Genomic DNA, 18,362 nt, shown 5'->3' with positions numbered 1-18,362 from the left:
TTTTGTCTTCATTTACAAAAATATTTTCAGAACTTGTCTCATAGAATGTGAAAAGAATTCGCTTTTAGACAAGGGGAGGCTACATGAATCGATTTGTGAAAGGGGTCATTCTGCTATCTGTCGCAGCTTTTTTTGCGGAGTGTATAGAGTTTTTAGTCAATATGATTTTAGCAAGAGAGCTTGGAGAACATGGAATGGGTCTTTATATGAGTATCCTTCCAATCATCATGCTTGTACTTGTCATCGCCAGTTTAGAATTGCCAGTCTCCATTTCTAAATTCATCGCAGAGTCGCATGAGCGTCTCCACAAGAGTATGCTTCGGCACGCATTTATCATGACGCTTGTCGTGACAAGTATCACAACAGCGATAGCAGCTTTGGTGTTACCGTTTATTCCGGTGTTTCAATCGTATCATCCACTGATGAAATTTCTAGTGCTTTCTCTTATCCCCATTATTGCGTTCACCTCTATTGCGCGCGGCTATTTTATGGGAAAGCAACAAATGGGCAGAATTGCCCTCGCTAATATGCTAAAAAAAATGATCCAGCTCATTTGCTTGTTTTTGTTTTTTCATTGGTATTCTTTTGATATTGAAACAGCGGTATTGATTGCAATTGGAGTTATTGTTGCCAGTGATCTTGTGGTATTTATCTATTTGTATTCCCAATATGTCATGGCAAAAAATGCAGTGAAGGTCAGGTCTGTTGAATTGAGAGGAATTGACGTGAGAAAGCGTCTGTTGGCGGTATCTATTCCGACAACTGGTATGCGCATTTTTCACGCCATCGCAAATGCCATTGAGCCCTTTTTAATCAAAGGAGCCCTCATTGCGGCCGGCATTTCAGGTACATTAGCCGTTGATCACTACGGAATGCTTGCTGGTGTGGCAATGTCGATCGGTTTTTTCCCCGCATTTATTGCACATTCGATTATGATTGTCATGATACCAAACGTGTCTGAAGCCTATGCTTTAGGGCAGTATGATATCGTGAAAAAACGTGTAAGACAGGCTATTCTCATTACGTTTGGTTATGGAGTGCCAGCAGTGACAGTAATGTATTATTTCGCTTATCCACTTACACAACTCTTTTTTGACTCACCACAAGCTGCTATCTACTTACAGCTTCTCTGGCCGTATTTTTTATGTCACCTGTTTGTTATGCCATTTCAAGCTTGTTTAATTGGTATGGGGCTCATTAAAGATGTGTTTCTTCATAATATATGGGTACATGTCGTCTCATTTTCCATGGTGTATTTTCTCGGTTCTATTGAAAGTCTGAATATGATGGGCGTGATATTAGGAATGAACACGGGCATGCTACTGCTTACAGCCCTTCATTATGCCACCATTTGTAAGGAACTCGGCATTTCTATGTTTCTTCAGATGAAAAAGGCTTGAATGTCACCACAAACTGAGGGGCAAGCTAAAAGAAAACTGGGAAGGAAGATTCTTATGAATCGTCAACATCTATCCACCTTTCTTCTAATGATGGCAATGCTTTCAGTCTTTTTGAGTGCAGAATTGAACGCAAAAGAGCCTGTGATGGCGCCGAAGATAGAGGCTCCTACATTATCTGGAGATACACAAATCGTTCCATCACCGGGGAAGCGAACCATCCTCCATTTTTGGACCACATGGTGCCCGTCATGCAAAGTGGAACTGCCAGCCTTCGAGCAGATCACTAAAGAAAACCAAAGTGATGTCGAGATTTTGTCAGTAAATTTACTAAGTGCCGAACAAGGCAAAAGAGCTGTTGCCCAATTTGTCAAAGACAGAAAGTTTACTTTTCCTGTCGTCCTTGATCAGCATGGAGAATTGATGAAAAAATATCAAATCATCACGATCCCAACCACTTTTTTCATTAATGAAAAAGGTGAAGTTGAGAAAAACCATGTTGGACCTCTTACAAAAAAACAAATAAAAGAGTGGATGAATTCGTAATAAATGCATACGGTACATCTTTGGCGAAGAACCAAAAGGAAATCACTTTTGGTTCCTTTTTGTGTTCAATTGCTTTTCTTCTGAATAAACTGTGCTCAAGAGAGAGTGGAGTGTAATAATAATGATAATTATTATCAAAAACAAATTATAATAATTATTAATTGAAAATTGATCAGGACCTGTTATAATGAGTAACAGACGTATAAAAAGCTTGGAATAGCAGTAAAAATAGCTGAAAAATTGAACGGTCAACGATTGATGATGTGAAAATCATTATCAATTAGAGAGGAGAAAATATCATGAATGAGAATGCAGCATTCTATCAAATGACAAAAAAGGACGCAATAAAACAGTTCTTTCATAAATGGGCACAGCATGGGGAACTGATTGCAGCAGGCATCTCTGGGATTCTCATTTTGATTGGATGGTTTTTAAAAGATGAGAGTATGTTAAGCATTCCTCTGTTTATCTTTGCTTTTATCATTGGTGGTTTTACAAAAGCGAAAGAAGGAATAGAAGAAACCATTTCTTCCAAGACACTTAATGTTGAACTACTCATGATCTTTGCAGCAATAGGCTCTGCTATCATCGGTTACTGGGCTGAGGGAGCCATTTTAATCTTTATCTTTTCATTAAGCGGTGCACTTGAAACATATACTTTAAATAAAAGCAAGAAAGATTTAACTGCATTGATGAGTATAGCGCCAGATGAAGCAACCTTAATAGAAGAGGATGGCACTACAATTCAAATCGCCGCTTCAACATTAACACCAGGCGATCGCATGATGATCAAAGCTGGGGAACGTATTGCGGCAGATGGCGTCATATTGAGCGGGAAAACTAGCGTTGACGAATCTGCACTGACAGGTGAATCTGTTCCTCAGGAGAAAGGACAGGGAGAAGAAGTATTTGCAGGCACTGTGAATTTAAATGGTTCATTAACTGTGGAAGTAACGAAATATAATGAAGAAACTCTTTTCCATAAAGTGATTAAGCTCGTAGAATCCGCTCAAGAGAGTGTCTCACCAAGCCAAGCATTTATTGAAAAATTTGAAGGTGTTTATGTCAAAGGTGTCTTTATAACAGTCGTTATTTTAATGTTTCTCCCGCACTTTGTTCTCGGATGGAGCATGAGCGAAACCTTTTATCGGGCGATGGTCTTTATGGTAGTGGCTTCACCTTGTGCGTTAGTGGCATCGATTATGCCAGCAGCTCTTTCACTTATTTCTAATGGAGCTAAAAACGGGATGCTTGTGAAAGGCAGTGTGTTTTTAGAAAAGTTAGGCACAAGCACAATGATTGCATTTGATAAAACAGGTACGATTACAAGCGGTAAACCAGCGGTAGAAAAGGTAGCAATTGCGAAAGGTCAAGATGAAAACACGTTTTATCACGCACTCTATCAATTAGAAAGTCAATCAAACCATCCATTAGCTAAAGCAATTTGTGAGGTTGCAAAAGAGCATAAGGCAGAGGCGGAGCGATCAACTCGTGTGATGATAGAAGAAACCTCTGGTTTTGGAGTAAAAGCACAGTTGAATGGAGAAACATGGCGTATTGGAAAAAAAGATTTTGCAGGGAATGCTTCGATTGAACAAGATTTAGCAAAGACTGGTGAAGAGCTCTCATCACAAGGATATACAGTTGTGTATGTTCAAAAAAATCAACAAGTCGTCGGCTGTCTTGGACTGAAGGACCAAATCAGACCTGAAGCAAAGAAAATGATTCAAGAACTGAATGATTTAGGCATTCAAACCGTCATGCTGACAGGAGATCAGCAAAAAACAGCCGAAGTGATCGCAAAAGAAGCAGGTATCCAAAAGGTTGTTGCTGAATGTCTTCCAGATGAAAAAGTGAACGAAGTCAATCGACTCAAAAAACAAGGATGCTCCATTATTATGGTAGGAGATGGGATCAATGATGCACCTGCACTCGCCACAGCAGACGTAGGCGTTGCCATGGGTGAGGGGACTGATGTCGCTTTAGAAACAGCGGATTTGATTTTAATGAAGAACAATTTAAATAACTTGACAAAGATGATTCGCCTTTCAAGAAAGATGAACAGAATCATCAAACAAAACATCATCTTTTCCTTCACCGTTATATGCCTATTAATTTGTGCTAATTTCTTACAAGTGCTCGATTTACCCTTTGGTGTCATTGGACATGAAGGTAGCACGATTTTGGTTATTTTAAATGGACTTCGTCTACTTCGTGCATCCTAATGAGAGTTCTTAAAGCGCACTGACTTTATGTCGGTGCGCTTTTGTGCTAAAGTCAGAAAGAACTGATACAATGTAGCAGTAGAAAATAATGTGAGGAGGATAACGATGAACCGAATGGAGAACTTGTCTTCTTGGCTAAAGAAAAAGGACATTCAAGGTGCGTTTATACATACAAAGGAAAATGTGTTTTATTTATCTGGATATTTCACAGAGCCGCACGAAAGAGTAATGGGGCTGTTTGTTTTTCAAGAGGCTGATCCATTTTTGATTTTGCCAAAAATGGAAGTGGGGCAGGCGAAGAATGCTGGCTGGTCAGGTGAAATTATCGGATATGAAGACCATGAGAATCCATTTGATTTTATCAAAGTAGCGATTGAAGAACGTGAAGTATCAACCACTCGCCTTGCGATTGAAAAAGAAACCATCCCGCTTGAAAGAGCAGAGCAGTTGAAAGCTGTAACCGGAGCGGAAACATTTGTCAGAGCAGAAGAGGAATTAAATCAGCTGCGCTTAATGAAAGATGAAAGCGAAATTGCTGCGCTGCAAAAAGCAGCTAAACTGGCAGATGAAGGTGTCGAAATTGGTGTCAATGCTTTAAGAGAAGGTGTCACAGAAACTGAAGTGCTGGCAGTGATTGAATATGAACTAAAGAAAAAAGGAATTCAAGGAATGTCCTTTCCAACAATGGTTCTCTTTGGAAAAAAATCCGGTGAACCTCATGGGAATCCAGGACAGGCAACATTAAAAAAGGGCGATTTTGTCTTATTTGACCTTGGCGTCATGGTGGATGGATATTGTTCAGATATAACAAGAACATTTATCTTCCAAGAAGCAACAGAGAAACAAAAGGACATTTACAATACAGTCTTAAGAGCAGAAACAGCGGCACTTGAAATGAGTCAGCCCGGTGTGAGAATTGGTGATTTAGACTTAAAAGCAAGAGGGTTGATTACAGAAGCAGGATATGGAGAATTTTTTCCTCATCGCCTTGGACATGGGCTAGGTGTATCTGTTCATGAATTTCCTTCAATGAGTCAAGCAAATGACGACCTGTTAAAAGAAGGCATGGTTTATACGATTGAGCCAGGTATTTATGTGCCGGGAGTTGGCGGAGTTAGAATAGAAGATGATGTACTCATTACAGCAGATGGTCCAGTGACCTTAACCAATTATCCGAAAGAGCTGGCAATTATTCCGTAACGAAAAGAAGATCACGATGAATATCCAATTATTGGTAATATTCATCGTGATCTTTTATCACCTATGTTGAGACGTATCCTTATCAATAAAAAAATCATCAATTGATTGAAACGGTGTGACTTTATGTTCTTTTCCTAGAGGATGTAGTGCGAAGCGAGCAGAAAACAAAACAGCCATACATAACACGATTAATACGATGATACCCATCTTGAATTCCCCTTTCATCCAGTCATTTGATCAGCTCACACCCATCTTAAAGTATGAAACGCTTACCATATCAAGAGAAAGTAGGAGAAAAAATGCCAAACATAAGGGAGATTGCGAAAAAAGCGGGTGTATCTGTGACAACAGTATCGCGTGTGATGAATCATCATCCTTATGTCAAAGAAGAAAAACGTAAACGAGTGCTCGATGCCATGAAGGAGCTTGAATATACAAGGAATATCCATGCCGTTCATTTAGCGAAGGGCTATTCCAATATGCTTGGAGTCGTCCTTCCGACGATCAATCACTCGTATTTCAGTGCAATTGTTACGGGCATTGCCGAGAAAGCACAAGCGTGCGGGATGCATTTTGCCTTGTTTCAAACAGGCTACGATCAAGCAAAGGAAAAAGAAGCCTTGATGAGTTTAAAAGAGCAGCGTGTAGATGGGTTAATTTTTTGTTCCAAAGCGTTAAGCGATCGAGAAATCCTAAAGTGGAAAGAAGCAGGACCCATCATTTTTTGTCATCCTACATCACATGATGAATTTTCAACTGTGTCGATTTCACATGAGCAAGCATTTAAGCGAGGACTTGAGCATTTAGCGGCGTGTGGTCATGAGAAACTTGCAATCGTTCTTGCAAGAACAACTGGTGCAAACAGCCGATCACGGATCCATGCTTATCAAGAAATGATGCAAACACTTAGGCAGGACATCTCGGAGGAATGGGTGATTGGCGGGAAACTGACACTTTTCGATGGACAGCAATTATTTTCAGAATGGCAGGCGATGAAAAAGCGGCCCACAGCATTACTGATCACTAATGATGAGGTATCAGCGGGCTTTTTATTAGAAGCACAGCGCCGCCAATTCAAAGCGGAAGAGCTTCCAGCGATTCTCAGCTTTCATAACGAAAAAATGAGCGAAATTTTAGAAATTTCAACAATTGAGGTTCCGCTCAAACGAATGGGACACGAGGCATTCGACTTGTTCGACCGCGCCATAAAAGGAGAACCACCAGAAAAAAGGATGCTGCCATTTCGGCTCATCCAACGATCGACGACCGATTTAAAAAACAAACGTTGACGCCAGTTTCATCTGTTTTGTACGATAAGAGAGATTGAACAAGAAGGAGGTGGGGATGTTCATGGAATCCTTCACCGTTGATAAAGCGTTAAATAACAATGTCATCATCGCAAGACACCCATCATATGACGAAGTTGTTCTCATTGGAAAAGGCATCGGATTCGGAAAAAAATCGGGTGATGTTCTCGATCAAGCTGCATTTGAAAAAATGTTTGTTTTAAAAAATACAAAGGAACAAACAGAATATAAGCAATTGCTTCATCACATTGATGAGAAAATCATCGAGATCGCAAATGATGTCATTTATCACATACGGGAAAAAATGGGGCATCGGCTAAATGAACATATTCATATTGCGCTGACAGATCACATTGCTTTTAGTTTTAAGCGAGTGAAGCAAGGCTATGATATCACAAATCCATTTATGCTTGAGACGAAGTCTTTATATCCGAAAGAATACGAGGTCGCAAAGGAAGTTGTTGAGCTCATCAACAAACGACCTGATGTCGAAACGAAGTTGCCAGATGGAGAGATTGGTTTTATTGCCCTTCATATCCATTCTGCTCTAACGAATCGCCCTTTATCTGAGGTCAACCGTCATTCACAGCTCATCACCCAAATGGTACAAGTAATAGAAGATGCATTTCATATGAAGGTAGATAGAGAAAGTGTTCATTATTTACGCTTACTGCGCCATATTACATTTTCCATTGAGCGCATTAAACGGGAGGAATCATTAGAGGAGCCAAAAAAATTGCTTCATCTATTGAAAAATGAATATCCTTTATGCTACAATACTGCTTGGAAAATGATCAAAATTTTGCAACATGCATTGAAAAAACCTGTACATGAAGCGGAAGCTGTCTATCTGACACTTCACCTGTACAGATTGACTAATAAAATTTCATAGTTTACTTGAAACGTGTAACTGATTCGATCAGGCATGAGTGAGTTAAGGTAATAACAGGATAAAATCCTGTTATTTGAGGAACCTTATATCATCATGCCTTTTTTGTGTCTTTAAAAGTGAAATGTAAACGGTTAATTATGAAATAGAGGTCTATAGGTCAAGAATGAAATGCATGTTGTAAGCGAAAACAAAAGGAGGTTCAACCAGTGTTTAAATCACTTTTTGGTGTGTTGCAAAAAATTGGACGAGCACTTATGCTTCCAGTTGCGATCCTTCCTGCTGCTGGTATTTTACTGGCACTTGGGAATGCGATGCAAAATCCGCAACTGATCGATGTGGCTCAATTTTTAAGCAATGATACAATTCAGCTTGTTGCAAGTGTAATGGAAAATGCAGGTAATATTGTATTTTCTAACCTTCCGCTCTTATTTGCTGTAGGTGTTGCCATTGGCTTAGCGAACGGTGACGGTGTTGCAGGGATTGCCGCTATTATCGGTTATCTTGTAATGAACGTTACCATGAGCGCTGTCTTAATAGCAAATGGATCGATTCCATCAGATTCTGTAAAATTAGCCAAATTCTTCAAGGGGAATCATCCAGAGTATATTAACATGCTCGGTATTCCCACCTTGTCTACCGGCGTCTTTGGCGGGATTATTGTCGGGGTATTAGCTGCTTATATGTTTAATAAATTTTACAAAATTGAGCTCCCTCAATATCTCGGTTTCTTTGCAGGTAAACGTTTTGTTCCGATTGTTACGTCCGTTTCAGCACTTATTTTAGGACTTTTGATGCTGATCATTTGGCCGCCAATCCAAAGTGCACTGAACTCATTTTCTACAGGATTGCTTGCAGCGAATGAGCCGCTTGCTGCCTTTGTTTTCGGTGTCATTGAACGCTCTCTTATTCCATTCGGTTTACATCATATTTTCTACTCACCGTTTTGGTACGAGTTCTTTAGTTACAAGAGTTTATCAGGAGAGCTTGTACGTGGTGACCAGCGTATTTTCATGGCACAAATTAAAGATGGTGTTAAGCTCACAGCAGGAACATTCATGACAGGAAAATATCCATTTATGATGTTCGGTCTTCCAGCAGCAGCACTTGCGATTTACCATGAATCAAAACCAAAGAATAAAAAATTAGTGGCAGGAATTATGGGATCAGCGGCCCTTACATCATTCTTAACAGGGATTACAGAACCACTTGAATTCTCATTCTTATTTGTTGCACCATTATTGTTTGCGATTCACTGCATATTTGCTGGATTATCCTTTATGATAATGGATATTCTAAACGTGAAAATCGGTATGACCTTCTCAGGAGGGTTAATCGACTTCTTCTTATTTGGTATCTTGCCAAACAGAACTGCTTGGTGGCTTGTTATACCAGTCGGTCTTGTTCTTGCCGTGATTTATTACTTCGGATTTAGATTTGCCATCCGTAAATTTAATCTGAAAACACCAGGCCGTGAGGATGAAGCGGCAGATGATGCAGACATGACCAAGTCTGAAAAAGGAGATGACCTGCCATATAAAATTCTTGAAGCAATGGGTGACCAAGAAAATATTAAACACCTTGATGCATGTATCACGCGTTTGCGTGTGACAGTAAATGATCAGAAAAAAGTGGACAAAGACCGCTTGAAAAAACTTGGCGCATCAGGTGTCCTTGAGGTAGGTAACAATATTCAGGCAATCTTTGGTCCTCGTTCTGACAATTTGAAAACGCAAATGCAAGATATTATTGCAGGCCGCACACCGCGTCCAGCTAAAGCCCCTTCTGCAAAAGAAGAAGTCAATCAGCAAGTCGAAGAGGTCATAGCGAAGCCGCTTCAAAATGAACAAGGGGAAGAAGTATTTACCGCACCAATTACAGGGGAGTTACATCCAATTACAGATGTGCCAGATCAAGTATTCTCAGGAAAAATGATGGGTGACGGATTTGCCATCTTGCCAAAAGATGGTACAGTGTTATCGCCAGTGAAAGGGAGAATCTTAAATGTTTTCCCAACAAAGCATGCGATTGGCCTTCAATCGGATGGTGGATTAGAAATTTTAATTCATTTTGGCATTGATACGGTCAGTCTTAAAGGAGAAGGCTTTGAAGCATTTGTACAAGAGGGAGATCAAGTAGAAATCGGTCAAAAACTCTTAGAGGTTGATATTGATCAAATTAAGTCTAAAGTACCATCCTTGATGACACCAATTGTCTTTACAAACTTAAGTGAAGGACAATTTATTGACCTTCAGGAAACTGGTGAAATCAAAGCAGGTCAAGAAAATATTATAAAAATTTCAAAATAATTTTTATAACTGCCGTTCTTGTTAGATGACAAGCTCGGCAGTATGATATAATATTGTGGATGTATTAATTGTATAAAAAGGAGATTGATAAAAATGGCTCAACAAACATTCAAAGTAACTGCAGATTCTGGAATTCATGCGCGTCCTGCAACAGTTCTTGTTCAAACTGCTAGTAAATATGATGCTGATATCAACTTAGAATATAATGGTAAAACAGTGAACCTTAAATCTATTATGGGTGTAATGTCTCTAGGAATTGCGAAAGGTGCTACAATCACGATCTCTGCTTCTGGTTCTGATGAAAACGACGCACTTGCTGCGCTAAAAGACACAATGAAAAGTGAAGGCCTAGGCGAGTAATGCAACAACTGAAAGGAATTGGTGCTTCATCAGGCGTTGCGATTGCAAAAGCATATCGTCTGGAAGAACCAGATTTAACAGTTCACCAAAAAGACATCAATGATCCAGAGACAGAAGTGAAACGCTTTGAAGAAGCAATTCAACTTTCAAAACAAGAACTTGAAGCGATTAAAGAGCATGCGCTAAAAGAGCTTGGACAAGATAAAGCAGATATTTTCTCTGCACACCTTCTTGTGTTAAGTGATCCTGAGCTGCTAAATCCAGTAAAGGATAAAATCAAATCTGATAAAGTAAATGCTGAATTTGCTTTAAAAGAGACAGCGGCAACGTTTGTCACAATGTTTGAAGCAATGGACAATGAATACATGAAGGAACGTGCTGCGGATATTCGCGATGTGACAAAACGTGTAACTGGACATTTGCTAGGCGTTGACATTCCGAACCCAAGTATGATTTCTGAAGAGGTTATCATTATTGCTGAAGATTTGACACCATCTGATACAGCTCAGTTAAACCGTCAATTTGTAAAAGGTTTTGCGACAGATATCGGCGGTCGTACATCTCACTCAGCAATCATGGCAAGATCAATGGAAATCCCAGCAGTTGTTGGAACAAAAGAAGCAACAAAAACGGTGAAAAACGATGATTTAGTGATTGTTGACGGTATTAGCGGAGATGTCATCATTCGCCCTTCTGAAGATGAAGTGAAAGCGTATCAAAAAAAGCATGCGGACTTCTTAATTCAAAAAGCTGAATGGGAAAAGCTTGTAGACAAGCCAACGGTCACAAAAGACGGTGTTCATGTAGAGCTAGCTGCAAACATCGGTACGCCTGAAGATGTAAAAGGTGTACTTGAAAATGGTGGTGAAGCAGTCGGGCTATACCGAACAGAGTTCTTATATATGGGCAGAGAACAACTTCCAACAGAAGAAGAACAGTTTGATGCTTATAAAACCGTATTAGAAAAAATGGGAGGCAAACCAGTTGTAGTCCGCACACTTGATATTGGTGGCGATAAGGAACTGCCTTACTTGCAGCTTCCAAAAGAAATGAATCCGTTTCTTGGCTACAGAGCGATTCGCCTTTGCCTAGAAGAGCAGGAGATTTTCAGAACACAACTACGCGCCTTACTTCGTGCAAGTACATATGGAAACTTGAAAATCATGTTCCCTATGATTGCGACGTTATCAGAGTTTAGAGAAGCAAAAGCCATTTTACTTGAAGAAAAAGATTCATTGGTGGCAAAAGGTATAGCCGTATCAGATTCAATCGAAATCGGTATGATGGTAGAGATACCGTCAACAGCTATCATTGCCGACCGATTTGCAAAAGAAGTGGATTTCTTCAGTATTGGAACAAATGATTTGATTCAATACACTATGGCTGCTGACCGAATGAACGAGCGAGTGTCTTATCTTTATCAGCCATACAATCCGGCTATTCTTCGCCTCATTACTCTTGTGATTGAAGCAGCGCACAAAGAAGGTAAATGGGTTGGTATGTGTGGTGAGATGGCAGGAGATGAAATCGCAATCCCGATTTTACTTGGATTAGGATTAGACGAATTTTCTATGAGTGCAACATCGATCCTTCCAGCAAGAACGCAACTCAGCAAGCTTTCTAAGAAAGAAGCTGAATCATTTAAAGAGCGTATTCTATCATTTGGCACAACAGAGGAAGTCGTAGACTTCGTCAAGAAAACTTTTCAAAACTAGATGAATTTAACCAGACAGGTATAACTGTCTGGTTTTTTTGTCGAATTTTATCATATTAAGTCATATCGTGAGAAGAATAGGGCATCCTAAAATAAAAAACTGGAGGTGACCGGATTGCCTTTCTCAGAATACAAGCCAGGTGATCAAGTGTATGTCATTTATCGAAATCCCCATGCAGCAAATGTTGCACAAATTAAAGAAGCGGAAATTGTTTCACATCCATACAATGAACAAGAGCTTGCTCTATTTTTACTTGAAACGTACCATACATTAGCACCAGATGATGCCGTATTTTCAACATACGAAGAAGCAGAAGCCCTTTATCAAGAGCTATTTGAATCAGGGAGATATTAGAAAGGATAAAAGTCGTCTTTATCGGTTAAAGTAACCGTATGTAAACCTCAAAGGTAAGGATGTGCTTTATCATGATTAAGCCTTTTGTCCCCCAGCTTGTCTATATTGAACCTAGGGCACTTGAGTACCCGTTAGGACAAGAGCTGAAAGAAAAGTTCGAAGGTATGGGGATTGAAATTAGAGAAACAACTTCACACAACCAAGTAAGAAATATACCTGGGAAAAATGATTTACAAAAGTATCGTAATGCGAAATCTACTTTAGTCATTGGTGTTAGAAAAACATTAAAGTTTGATTCATCTAAACCGTCTGCTGAGTATGCGATACCATTTGCTACAGGATGTATGGGGCATTGCCATTATTGCTACCTGCAAACCACAATGGGAAGCAAGCCCTATATTCGAACGTATGTCAATGTGGAAGAAATATTGGGTCAGGCAGAGCAGTACATGAACGAACGTGCACCAGATATTACACGCTTTGAAGCTTCTTGTACATCTGACATAGTAGGGATTGACCATTTGACGCATACACTCAAAAGAGCGATTGAATACTTTGGACAGACCGATCTTGGCAAGCTGCGTTTCGTCACAAAGTTTCATCATGTGGATCACCTGTTAGATGCAAAACATAACGGGCGTACACGGTTTCGCTTTAGCATTAATGCCGATTATGTTATTAAATATTTCGAACCAGGAACATCACCGCTCGATCAGCGGATTGAAGCTGCGGTGAAGGTAGCAAAAGCAGGTTATCCTCTTGGCTTTATCATTGCCCCAATTTATATTCATGACGGTTGGCAAGAAGGGTATAAAGTTCTTTTTGAAAAGCTGGATGCAGCTCTCCCCGAAGGTGTTAGACATGATATTACCTTTGAAATGATTCAGCACCGGTTCACGAAACCAGCGAAGCGTGTCATTCAGAAAAACTATCCGAAATCGAAGTTAGAGTTAGATGAGGATAAAAGAAGATACAAATGGGGCAGGTATGGAATTGGTAAATATATCTATCAAAAAGATGAGGAACAAGAATTAAGACAGACGTTAGAATCATATATAGAACAGTACTTTCCGTCTGCAAAAATTGAATATTTTACTTAAAACAAGCCTTTTTGGCTTGTTTTTTCTGTTTAAATTTTCTTAAAACTATTGAATGCCATATTATTTTTGCCGATATACAAGATAGGATGTCAAAGTAGGATATGTAGGGGTGATGAGATGTTTAAGAAACTTCAAATGAAGATAGCTGTATTTACCTCAGTTATTTTAATTTTAACCGTCGTGGCAGTTCAAGTTGGTTCAAACATAGTTCTAAAGCCACTCATTGAACGCAATGCAAAAACAACAACAACAGCAATTGCAGAAAGCATGAGAGACATGATTGCACTAAAGCTTGAAGGATACGGCGAAACAATTAACAAACTGGCAACAAGTACACTCACAGAGAATTTTGCGCAAAAACAAACAAAACAAATAACGACGTTTGAAACCGATCAACTGAAAGGACTGAAGGAGCAGGACGAGCTTATTTCTCTAGCCTATATTGGGACGAATGATGGCAAAATGTTTGCATTTCCAGAGTCTGATTTTGGCAAGGGATATGACCCAACAAAACGCGATTGGTATATTCAAGCGGCTAAAAAGCCTGATAAGGTATTATGGACAGATCCATATATAGATAAAGCAACAAATAAGATGGTCGTATCAGCAGCAAAGGCCATTGTTCGTAATGGGCAGGTAGTAGGAGTGGCTGGGCTTGATTTAAAGCTGACCTCCATTCAAACATTTATTAATGAAAAGAAAATTCCTTATATGGGAACCGCTTTTTTAGTTGACGGTACTGGTACACTTCTGGCACATCCAACAGAGCAGGGGAAAAATATATCAAAAGTAGCGTCTGTAAAGAAAGCTGTCGACAATTCTGGAATTGATAATGATGAACAGCTAACAGTCATTTCTAAAATCAAAGAAGCTAATTGGACGATAGGGGTCAGCTTCCAAAAAGAGAAACTACTTTGGATCACAAAACAGATGAATCAGACAAGTATCATCATTTCTGTTATTGCCGTTGTACTTGCAATGCTCTTCAGCTATTTATTAGCAAGAAGCATTACAACGCCAATCAAGCGGTTAATAGAGCATGTTCGTAAAGTGTCTGAAGGAGATTTAAGCAGCTCACTGGAAACGAAATCTCAAGATGAAATAGGCTTTTTAACGAAAAGCTTTAACCAAATGACAGAAGGGATTCGAGAATTAATTGAAAAAGTGAAAGGCGCATCAGAGCAGGTTGTAAAATCAACAGATGAAGTCACACAAATTTCAAATGAAACGCTGTTGTCTAGTGAGCAAATTGCGACTGCCATTCAAGAAGTCGCAACAGGTGCATCTAAGCAAGCATCAGAAGTTGAAACAATTAATGAAAAATCAGAACAATTGTATGAAAAAGTTCGTCATATGGGTGAGCTTGCCTCTCAGATGCAAACCAACTCAAAATCATCTGAGGATGCGAGCTACAGAGGTCTGGATGCTCTTGGCCTATTAGTCCAAAAATCAACACAAGCAAATGAAGAATCTAAAAAGGTAGAACAAATGCTGCTGGACCTTGAGCATAAGACAAAAAATATTGAAAATGTCGTCACAGCAATCTCTGAAATCTCTGATCAGACGAACTTACTTGCTCTTAACGCAAGCATTGAAGCAGCAAGAGCAGGAGAAAGCGGACGAGGCTTCGCTGTTGTCGCTGAAGAAGTGAGAAAACTTGCTGAACAATCAGCTCAATCAACCAAACATATTAGTGAAACCGTGAAACTCATTCAAGATGAATCCAAGAAGGCAGCTGAAGCCATGACAGCAGCAAGTAAAATGAATGAGGAACAAGGAGAAGCCATTAATGCAACAGGTGAAGCGCTCAGCAGCATTACAATGGAAATGCAGGCACTTGTCGGCTCCATTGACAGCATTCATGCACAGATCAATCAAATGACAGAAGAACAGCAGAAAATGAATGATGCCATTCAAAATATTGCAGCTATTTCAGAAGAATCGGCTGCCTCAGCTGAGGAAGTGCATGCTTCAACAGATGAACAAGTTCAAACATTAGAAAGAACAAAAGTATCAACAGAAATGCTGAATGAATCCAGTCAGGCACTACGTCAGGCTGTTGACCGCTTTAAGCTGTAATAGAGTGAAAAGAACCTTGCAAATAAGCAAGGTTCTTTCTATATGATAAAATAAGAGCCATGGAGGTGCTTACATGGATGTAAATCTATCTGGAAAAAAGGCAGTAGTTGCTGCAAGCAGTCAAGGGATTGGAAAAGCGATTGCCTTTGCCCTAGCAAAAGAAGGAGCTGATGTCACGTTATCAGGAAGGCATGAACTTACTTTGAAAGAAACGGTAAAAGAACTTAAGCCGCACGTAACAGGTAAGTTGAATTATCAAGTATGTGATGTAGCTGATGCGAAACAGATCAAACAACTCATTCAAACCGCTGCCGGTGATGAGAAGCGACTCGACATTCTTGTGAATAATACGGGCGGTCCTAAGACAGGAACGCTGGACACCTTAACCGACCAAGATTGGATAGAATCCTTTCAACTTCATTTACTCAGCTATATACGGCTATTAAAAGAAGCCCTGCCTTATTTAAAAAAACGCGGCGCAAAAGTGTTAAACATTGCTTCCATTTCGGTCAAAGAACCGATACCAGGCTTAATGTTGTCTAATACATTCAGACCCGCCATTGTTGGCTGGACAAAAACAGCCGCCGAAGAGCTTGCAAAAGATGGCATATTGATCAATACATTAGCTCCTGGAAAAATTGAAACAGATCGCATCAAACATTTGGACAAGCAGCGAGCTCAAGCGGAAAATCAAACGATTGAAGACATCAAAGCACAAGCAGAGCGTGATATTCCACTTGGACGATACGGACAGCCAGATGAGTTTGCGACATATGCGGCTTTTCTTTTATCTGAAGCCAATACATATATGACAGGTCAAACATTAGTCATTGATGGTGGATTGACAAAGTCTCTTTGAGGAGGAAAAAGACATGGCACAAATCAAGACAGTTGGTTTTATTGGAATTGGTGTAATGGGAAGTAGTATGGCAGGGCATTTAATGGACGCAGGATACGACGTTTTGATTTATACAAGAACGAAAGAAAAGGCAGATGCATTGATGCGAAGAGGTGCGAAGTGGAAAAGCACAGTCAAAGAAATAGCTGAGGCAGCGGATGCTGTCATCACAATGGTCGGTTATCCATCAGATGTGGAAGAAGTATATTTAGGTGAAGATGGGCTTATTGCCCACGCTGCGCCTGGTACATTTTTAATTGATATGACAACTTCAAAGCCACAGCTCGCAAAAGAAATCGATATGAAAGCGAGAGAAAAAGGGCTATTGGCATTAGATGCCCCGGTGTCAGGTGGAGATGCAGGAGCGAGACATGGCACCCTTGCTATTATGATTGGTGGAGAAAAGACTGCCTATGAAGCTTGCCTTCCGCTTTTTGAACAAATGGGCGAAAATATTCAATATCAAGGTCCAGCAGGGAGCGGTCAGCATACAAAAATGTGTAACCAAATTGCGATTGCAGCAGGCATGATAGGTGTTGCAGAGGCGATGGTATACGCAAAAAAATCAGGACTTGATCCTGAGCGGGTTCTTAAAAGCATCACAACAGGGGCTGCAGGAAGCTGGTCCCTATCAAACCTTGCACCAAGAATGCTAAAAGGCGATTTTGCACCGGGATTTTATGTGAAACATTTTATCAAAGATATGGGCATTGCGCTTGAAGAGGCAGAGCTGATGGGGGAAGAAATGCCAGGCTTGTCACTTGCAAAGTCATTATATGAAAAGCTGTGTGAAGAAGGAGAAGAAAACAGCGGAACACAAAGCATTTATAAATTATGGGTAAAATAAACATCCTGTCCTACCTAGGGACAGGATGTTTTGTATTATTTTCCGATAAATTGTTGCGTCCAGTAGTTGCCATCTTTTACATAACCAACACCGATATGTGTATAGTTTTTGTTTAATATGTTGGCTCTATGACCTTCACTGTTCATCCAAGCAGTCACAACTTCTTGAGGTGATCTTTGCCCTTGCGCAATGTTTTCACCTGCTGTTTTGTAAGTAATACCGAATGTCTTCATTTGATCAAATGGAGATCCGTAAGTTGGGCTTGTATGAGAGAAATAGTTTTTATCTTTCATATCTTGAGACTTAGCACGAGCAGATTTGCTTAATTTTGAATCAACAGTAAGTGCCTTTAATCCTTGTTTTGCACGCTCTTTGTTTGTTAGATCAACCACTTCTTTTTCAAAAGCGTTTAAGCTGCTGTCTGTTTTTGTGGCAGTTGTCGCTTTTTGGTCAGCTTTTGTGTTTTGGTTCGTTGATGTACTTGGTTTAGAAGAAGCTGGTTTTTTCACTGATTCTTGTTTTTGTTCATTCTTTGCTTTGTTTACTTCTTTGATGACTTTTGTACCAGTCACTGGTTGACCGCTTTTAATCAGCTTGTTCAACGTGGCTTCGATCTCTTTTTGATTTGATGCGCTTAACTTGTTCACATCTGATGAGATATGTAATTTTGCAGCAAGTGTATGAAGATCAATGGCTTGATGCTTGACTTGTATGACTTGTTTTAGGTTAAGCTCTTGCGCATCTGCTGAGTGCCCTCCAGTGAACGTGATCAATGTAGCAGCTGTTAGCGCAGAAAAAAAGAATGATTTCTTCTTCATAATGTAATTCCTCCTAAAATTGTTGTTTTGTTTTCTCACAACAAATCATAACATGGACTTTTTGTTAAAAACGTACCAGCATCCTCCATTGACAAAGAGTATTTGTCATTTTTGTTAAAGTCATAGAAAGCGTCTTTTCATATCAAAGGATAGGAGATGATGCCTTTTAAAGAAAACGACATAAACATTCCAATAGTTTGAAGTGTTAGTATATTTTTTTTACGGAATAAGGATTGACAGCTTTTTTTCCCCTTGTTTCGCTGTAACAACTATTACAAAAGTGTTACAATAATGAGTGATCATTGTAAAAGATTGAAA

At 39.7% G+C, this 18,362-nt stretch carries 16 protein-coding genes; 14 read left to right on the top strand and 2 right to left on the bottom strand.

The annotated features are described in order from the left end of the window. Nucleotides 1–83 precede the first annotated feature (83 nt). The 4 genes from ABVJ71_RS05485 to ABVJ71_RS05470 all read left to right on the top strand — a co-directional run bounded on the left by ABVJ71_RS05485 (nucleotide 84) and on the right by ABVJ71_RS05470 (nucleotide 5,368). Entirely contained in the window at nucleotides 84–1,400 is a 1,317-nt protein-coding gene (locus tag ABVJ71_RS05485; protein WP_353855978.1) for a polysaccharide biosynthesis protein, read from the top strand. Between the two features lie 54 nt (nucleotides 1,401–1,454). Further along, nucleotides 1,455–1,943, top strand: coding sequence for an endospore biogenesis thiol-disulfide oxidoreductase StoA (stoA, locus tag ABVJ71_RS05480; RefSeq protein ID WP_353855977.1), 489 nt, complete (start codon nucleotides 1,455–1,457; stop codon nucleotides 1,941–1,943). 326 nt (nucleotides 1,944–2,269) lie between these two features. Beyond that, nucleotides 2,270–4,168 (top strand): heavy metal translocating P-type ATPase, encoded by a 1,899-nt coding sequence (locus ABVJ71_RS05475; protein ID WP_353856570.1) that lies wholly within the window; start codon nucleotides 2,270–2,272, stop codon nucleotides 4,166–4,168. A gap of 105 nt (nucleotides 4,169–4,273) precedes the next feature. Then, nucleotides 4,274–5,368: a Xaa-Pro peptidase family protein gene (locus tag ABVJ71_RS05470; RefSeq protein ID WP_353855976.1), complete on the top strand. Its 1,095-nt coding sequence runs from the start codon at nucleotides 4,274–4,276 to the stop codon at nucleotides 5,366–5,368. A 57-nt stretch (nucleotides 5,369–5,425) separates the two neighbouring features. On the opposite strand, the gene ABVJ71_RS05465 is transcribed toward ABVJ71_RS05470, so the two are convergent. Beyond that, nucleotides 5,426–5,575, bottom strand: coding sequence for a hypothetical protein (locus ABVJ71_RS05465; protein ID WP_353855975.1), 150 nt, complete (start codon nucleotides 5,573–5,575; stop codon nucleotides 5,426–5,428). 92 nt (nucleotides 5,576–5,667) lie between these two features. Here ABVJ71_RS05465 and ABVJ71_RS05460 point away from each other — a divergent pair, with 92 nt between their 5' ends. The 10 genes from ABVJ71_RS05460 to ABVJ71_RS05415 all read left to right on the top strand — a co-directional run bounded on the left by ABVJ71_RS05460 (nucleotide 5,668) and on the right by ABVJ71_RS05415 (nucleotide 17,226). Continuing rightward, nucleotides 5,668–6,657: a LacI family DNA-binding transcriptional regulator gene (locus tag ABVJ71_RS05460; RefSeq protein ID WP_353856569.1), complete on the top strand. Its 990-nt coding sequence runs from the start codon at nucleotides 5,668–5,670 to the stop codon at nucleotides 6,655–6,657. Nucleotides 6,658–6,712: 55 nt separating this feature from the next. Next, entirely contained in the window at nucleotides 6,713–7,567 is an 855-nt protein-coding gene (locus ABVJ71_RS05455) for a transcription antiterminator (RefSeq protein ID WP_353855974.1), read from the top strand. A gap of 206 nt (nucleotides 7,568–7,773) precedes the next feature. Further along, complete coding sequence (gene ptsG / locus ABVJ71_RS05450) at nucleotides 7,774–9,873, top strand: glucose-specific PTS transporter subunit IIBC (protein WP_353855973.1); 2,100 nt, start codon at nucleotides 7,774–7,776, stop codon at nucleotides 9,871–9,873. 93 nt (nucleotides 9,874–9,966) lie between these two features. Then, complete coding sequence (locus tag ABVJ71_RS05445; RefSeq protein ID WP_003211078.1) at nucleotides 9,967–10,233, top strand: phosphocarrier protein HPr; 267 nt, start codon at nucleotides 9,967–9,969, stop codon at nucleotides 10,231–10,233. Continuing rightward, nucleotides 10,233–11,948: a phosphoenolpyruvate--protein phosphotransferase gene (gene ptsP / locus ABVJ71_RS05440; RefSeq protein WP_353855972.1), complete on the top strand. Its 1,716-nt coding sequence runs from the start codon at nucleotides 10,233–10,235 to the stop codon at nucleotides 11,946–11,948. The genes ABVJ71_RS05445 and ptsP overlap by 1 nt, the downstream gene beginning before the upstream one ends. A gap of 114 nt (nucleotides 11,949–12,062) precedes the next feature. Then, on the top strand, nucleotides 12,063–12,302 hold the full coding sequence (locus ABVJ71_RS05435) for a transcriptional regulator SplA domain-containing protein (RefSeq protein WP_353855971.1): 240 nt from the start codon (nucleotides 12,063–12,065) through the stop codon (nucleotides 12,300–12,302). A gap of 71 nt (nucleotides 12,303–12,373) precedes the next feature. Further along, on the top strand, nucleotides 12,374–13,402 hold the full coding sequence (gene splB, locus ABVJ71_RS05430; protein ID WP_353855970.1) for a spore photoproduct lyase: 1,029 nt from the start codon (nucleotides 12,374–12,376) through the stop codon (nucleotides 13,400–13,402). A 117-nt stretch (nucleotides 13,403–13,519) separates the two neighbouring features. Beyond that, complete coding sequence (locus ABVJ71_RS05425; protein WP_353855969.1) at nucleotides 13,520–15,481, top strand: methyl-accepting chemotaxis protein; 1,962 nt, start codon at nucleotides 13,520–13,522, stop codon at nucleotides 15,479–15,481. Between the two features lie 73 nt (nucleotides 15,482–15,554). Next, nucleotides 15,555–16,340: an SDR family oxidoreductase gene (locus ABVJ71_RS05420; protein ID WP_353855968.1), complete on the top strand. Its 786-nt coding sequence runs from the start codon at nucleotides 15,555–15,557 to the stop codon at nucleotides 16,338–16,340. A 13-nt stretch (nucleotides 16,341–16,353) separates the two neighbouring features. Then, complete coding sequence (locus ABVJ71_RS05415; protein ID WP_353855967.1) at nucleotides 16,354–17,226, top strand: NAD(P)-dependent oxidoreductase; 873 nt, start codon at nucleotides 16,354–16,356, stop codon at nucleotides 17,224–17,226. A 35-nt stretch (nucleotides 17,227–17,261) separates the two neighbouring features. Here ABVJ71_RS05415 and ABVJ71_RS05410 read toward each other — a convergent pair whose 3' ends face one another. Further along, entirely contained in the window at nucleotides 17,262–18,044 is a 783-nt protein-coding gene (locus tag ABVJ71_RS05410; protein ID WP_353855966.1) for a CAP domain-containing protein, read from the bottom strand. Between the last annotated feature and the right edge of the window lie 318 nt (nucleotides 18,045–18,362).

It is taken from the genome of Bacillus sp. Bos-x628 (genome assembly GCF_040500475.1).
In the GTDB taxonomy this organism is placed as follows: Bacteria; Bacillota; Bacilli; order Bacillales; family Bacillaceae; genus Bacillus; species Bacillus maqinnsis.
The sequence above is the reverse complement of the archived record's forward strand: the minus strand, read 5'-3'. Positions and strand labels throughout refer to the sequence as shown.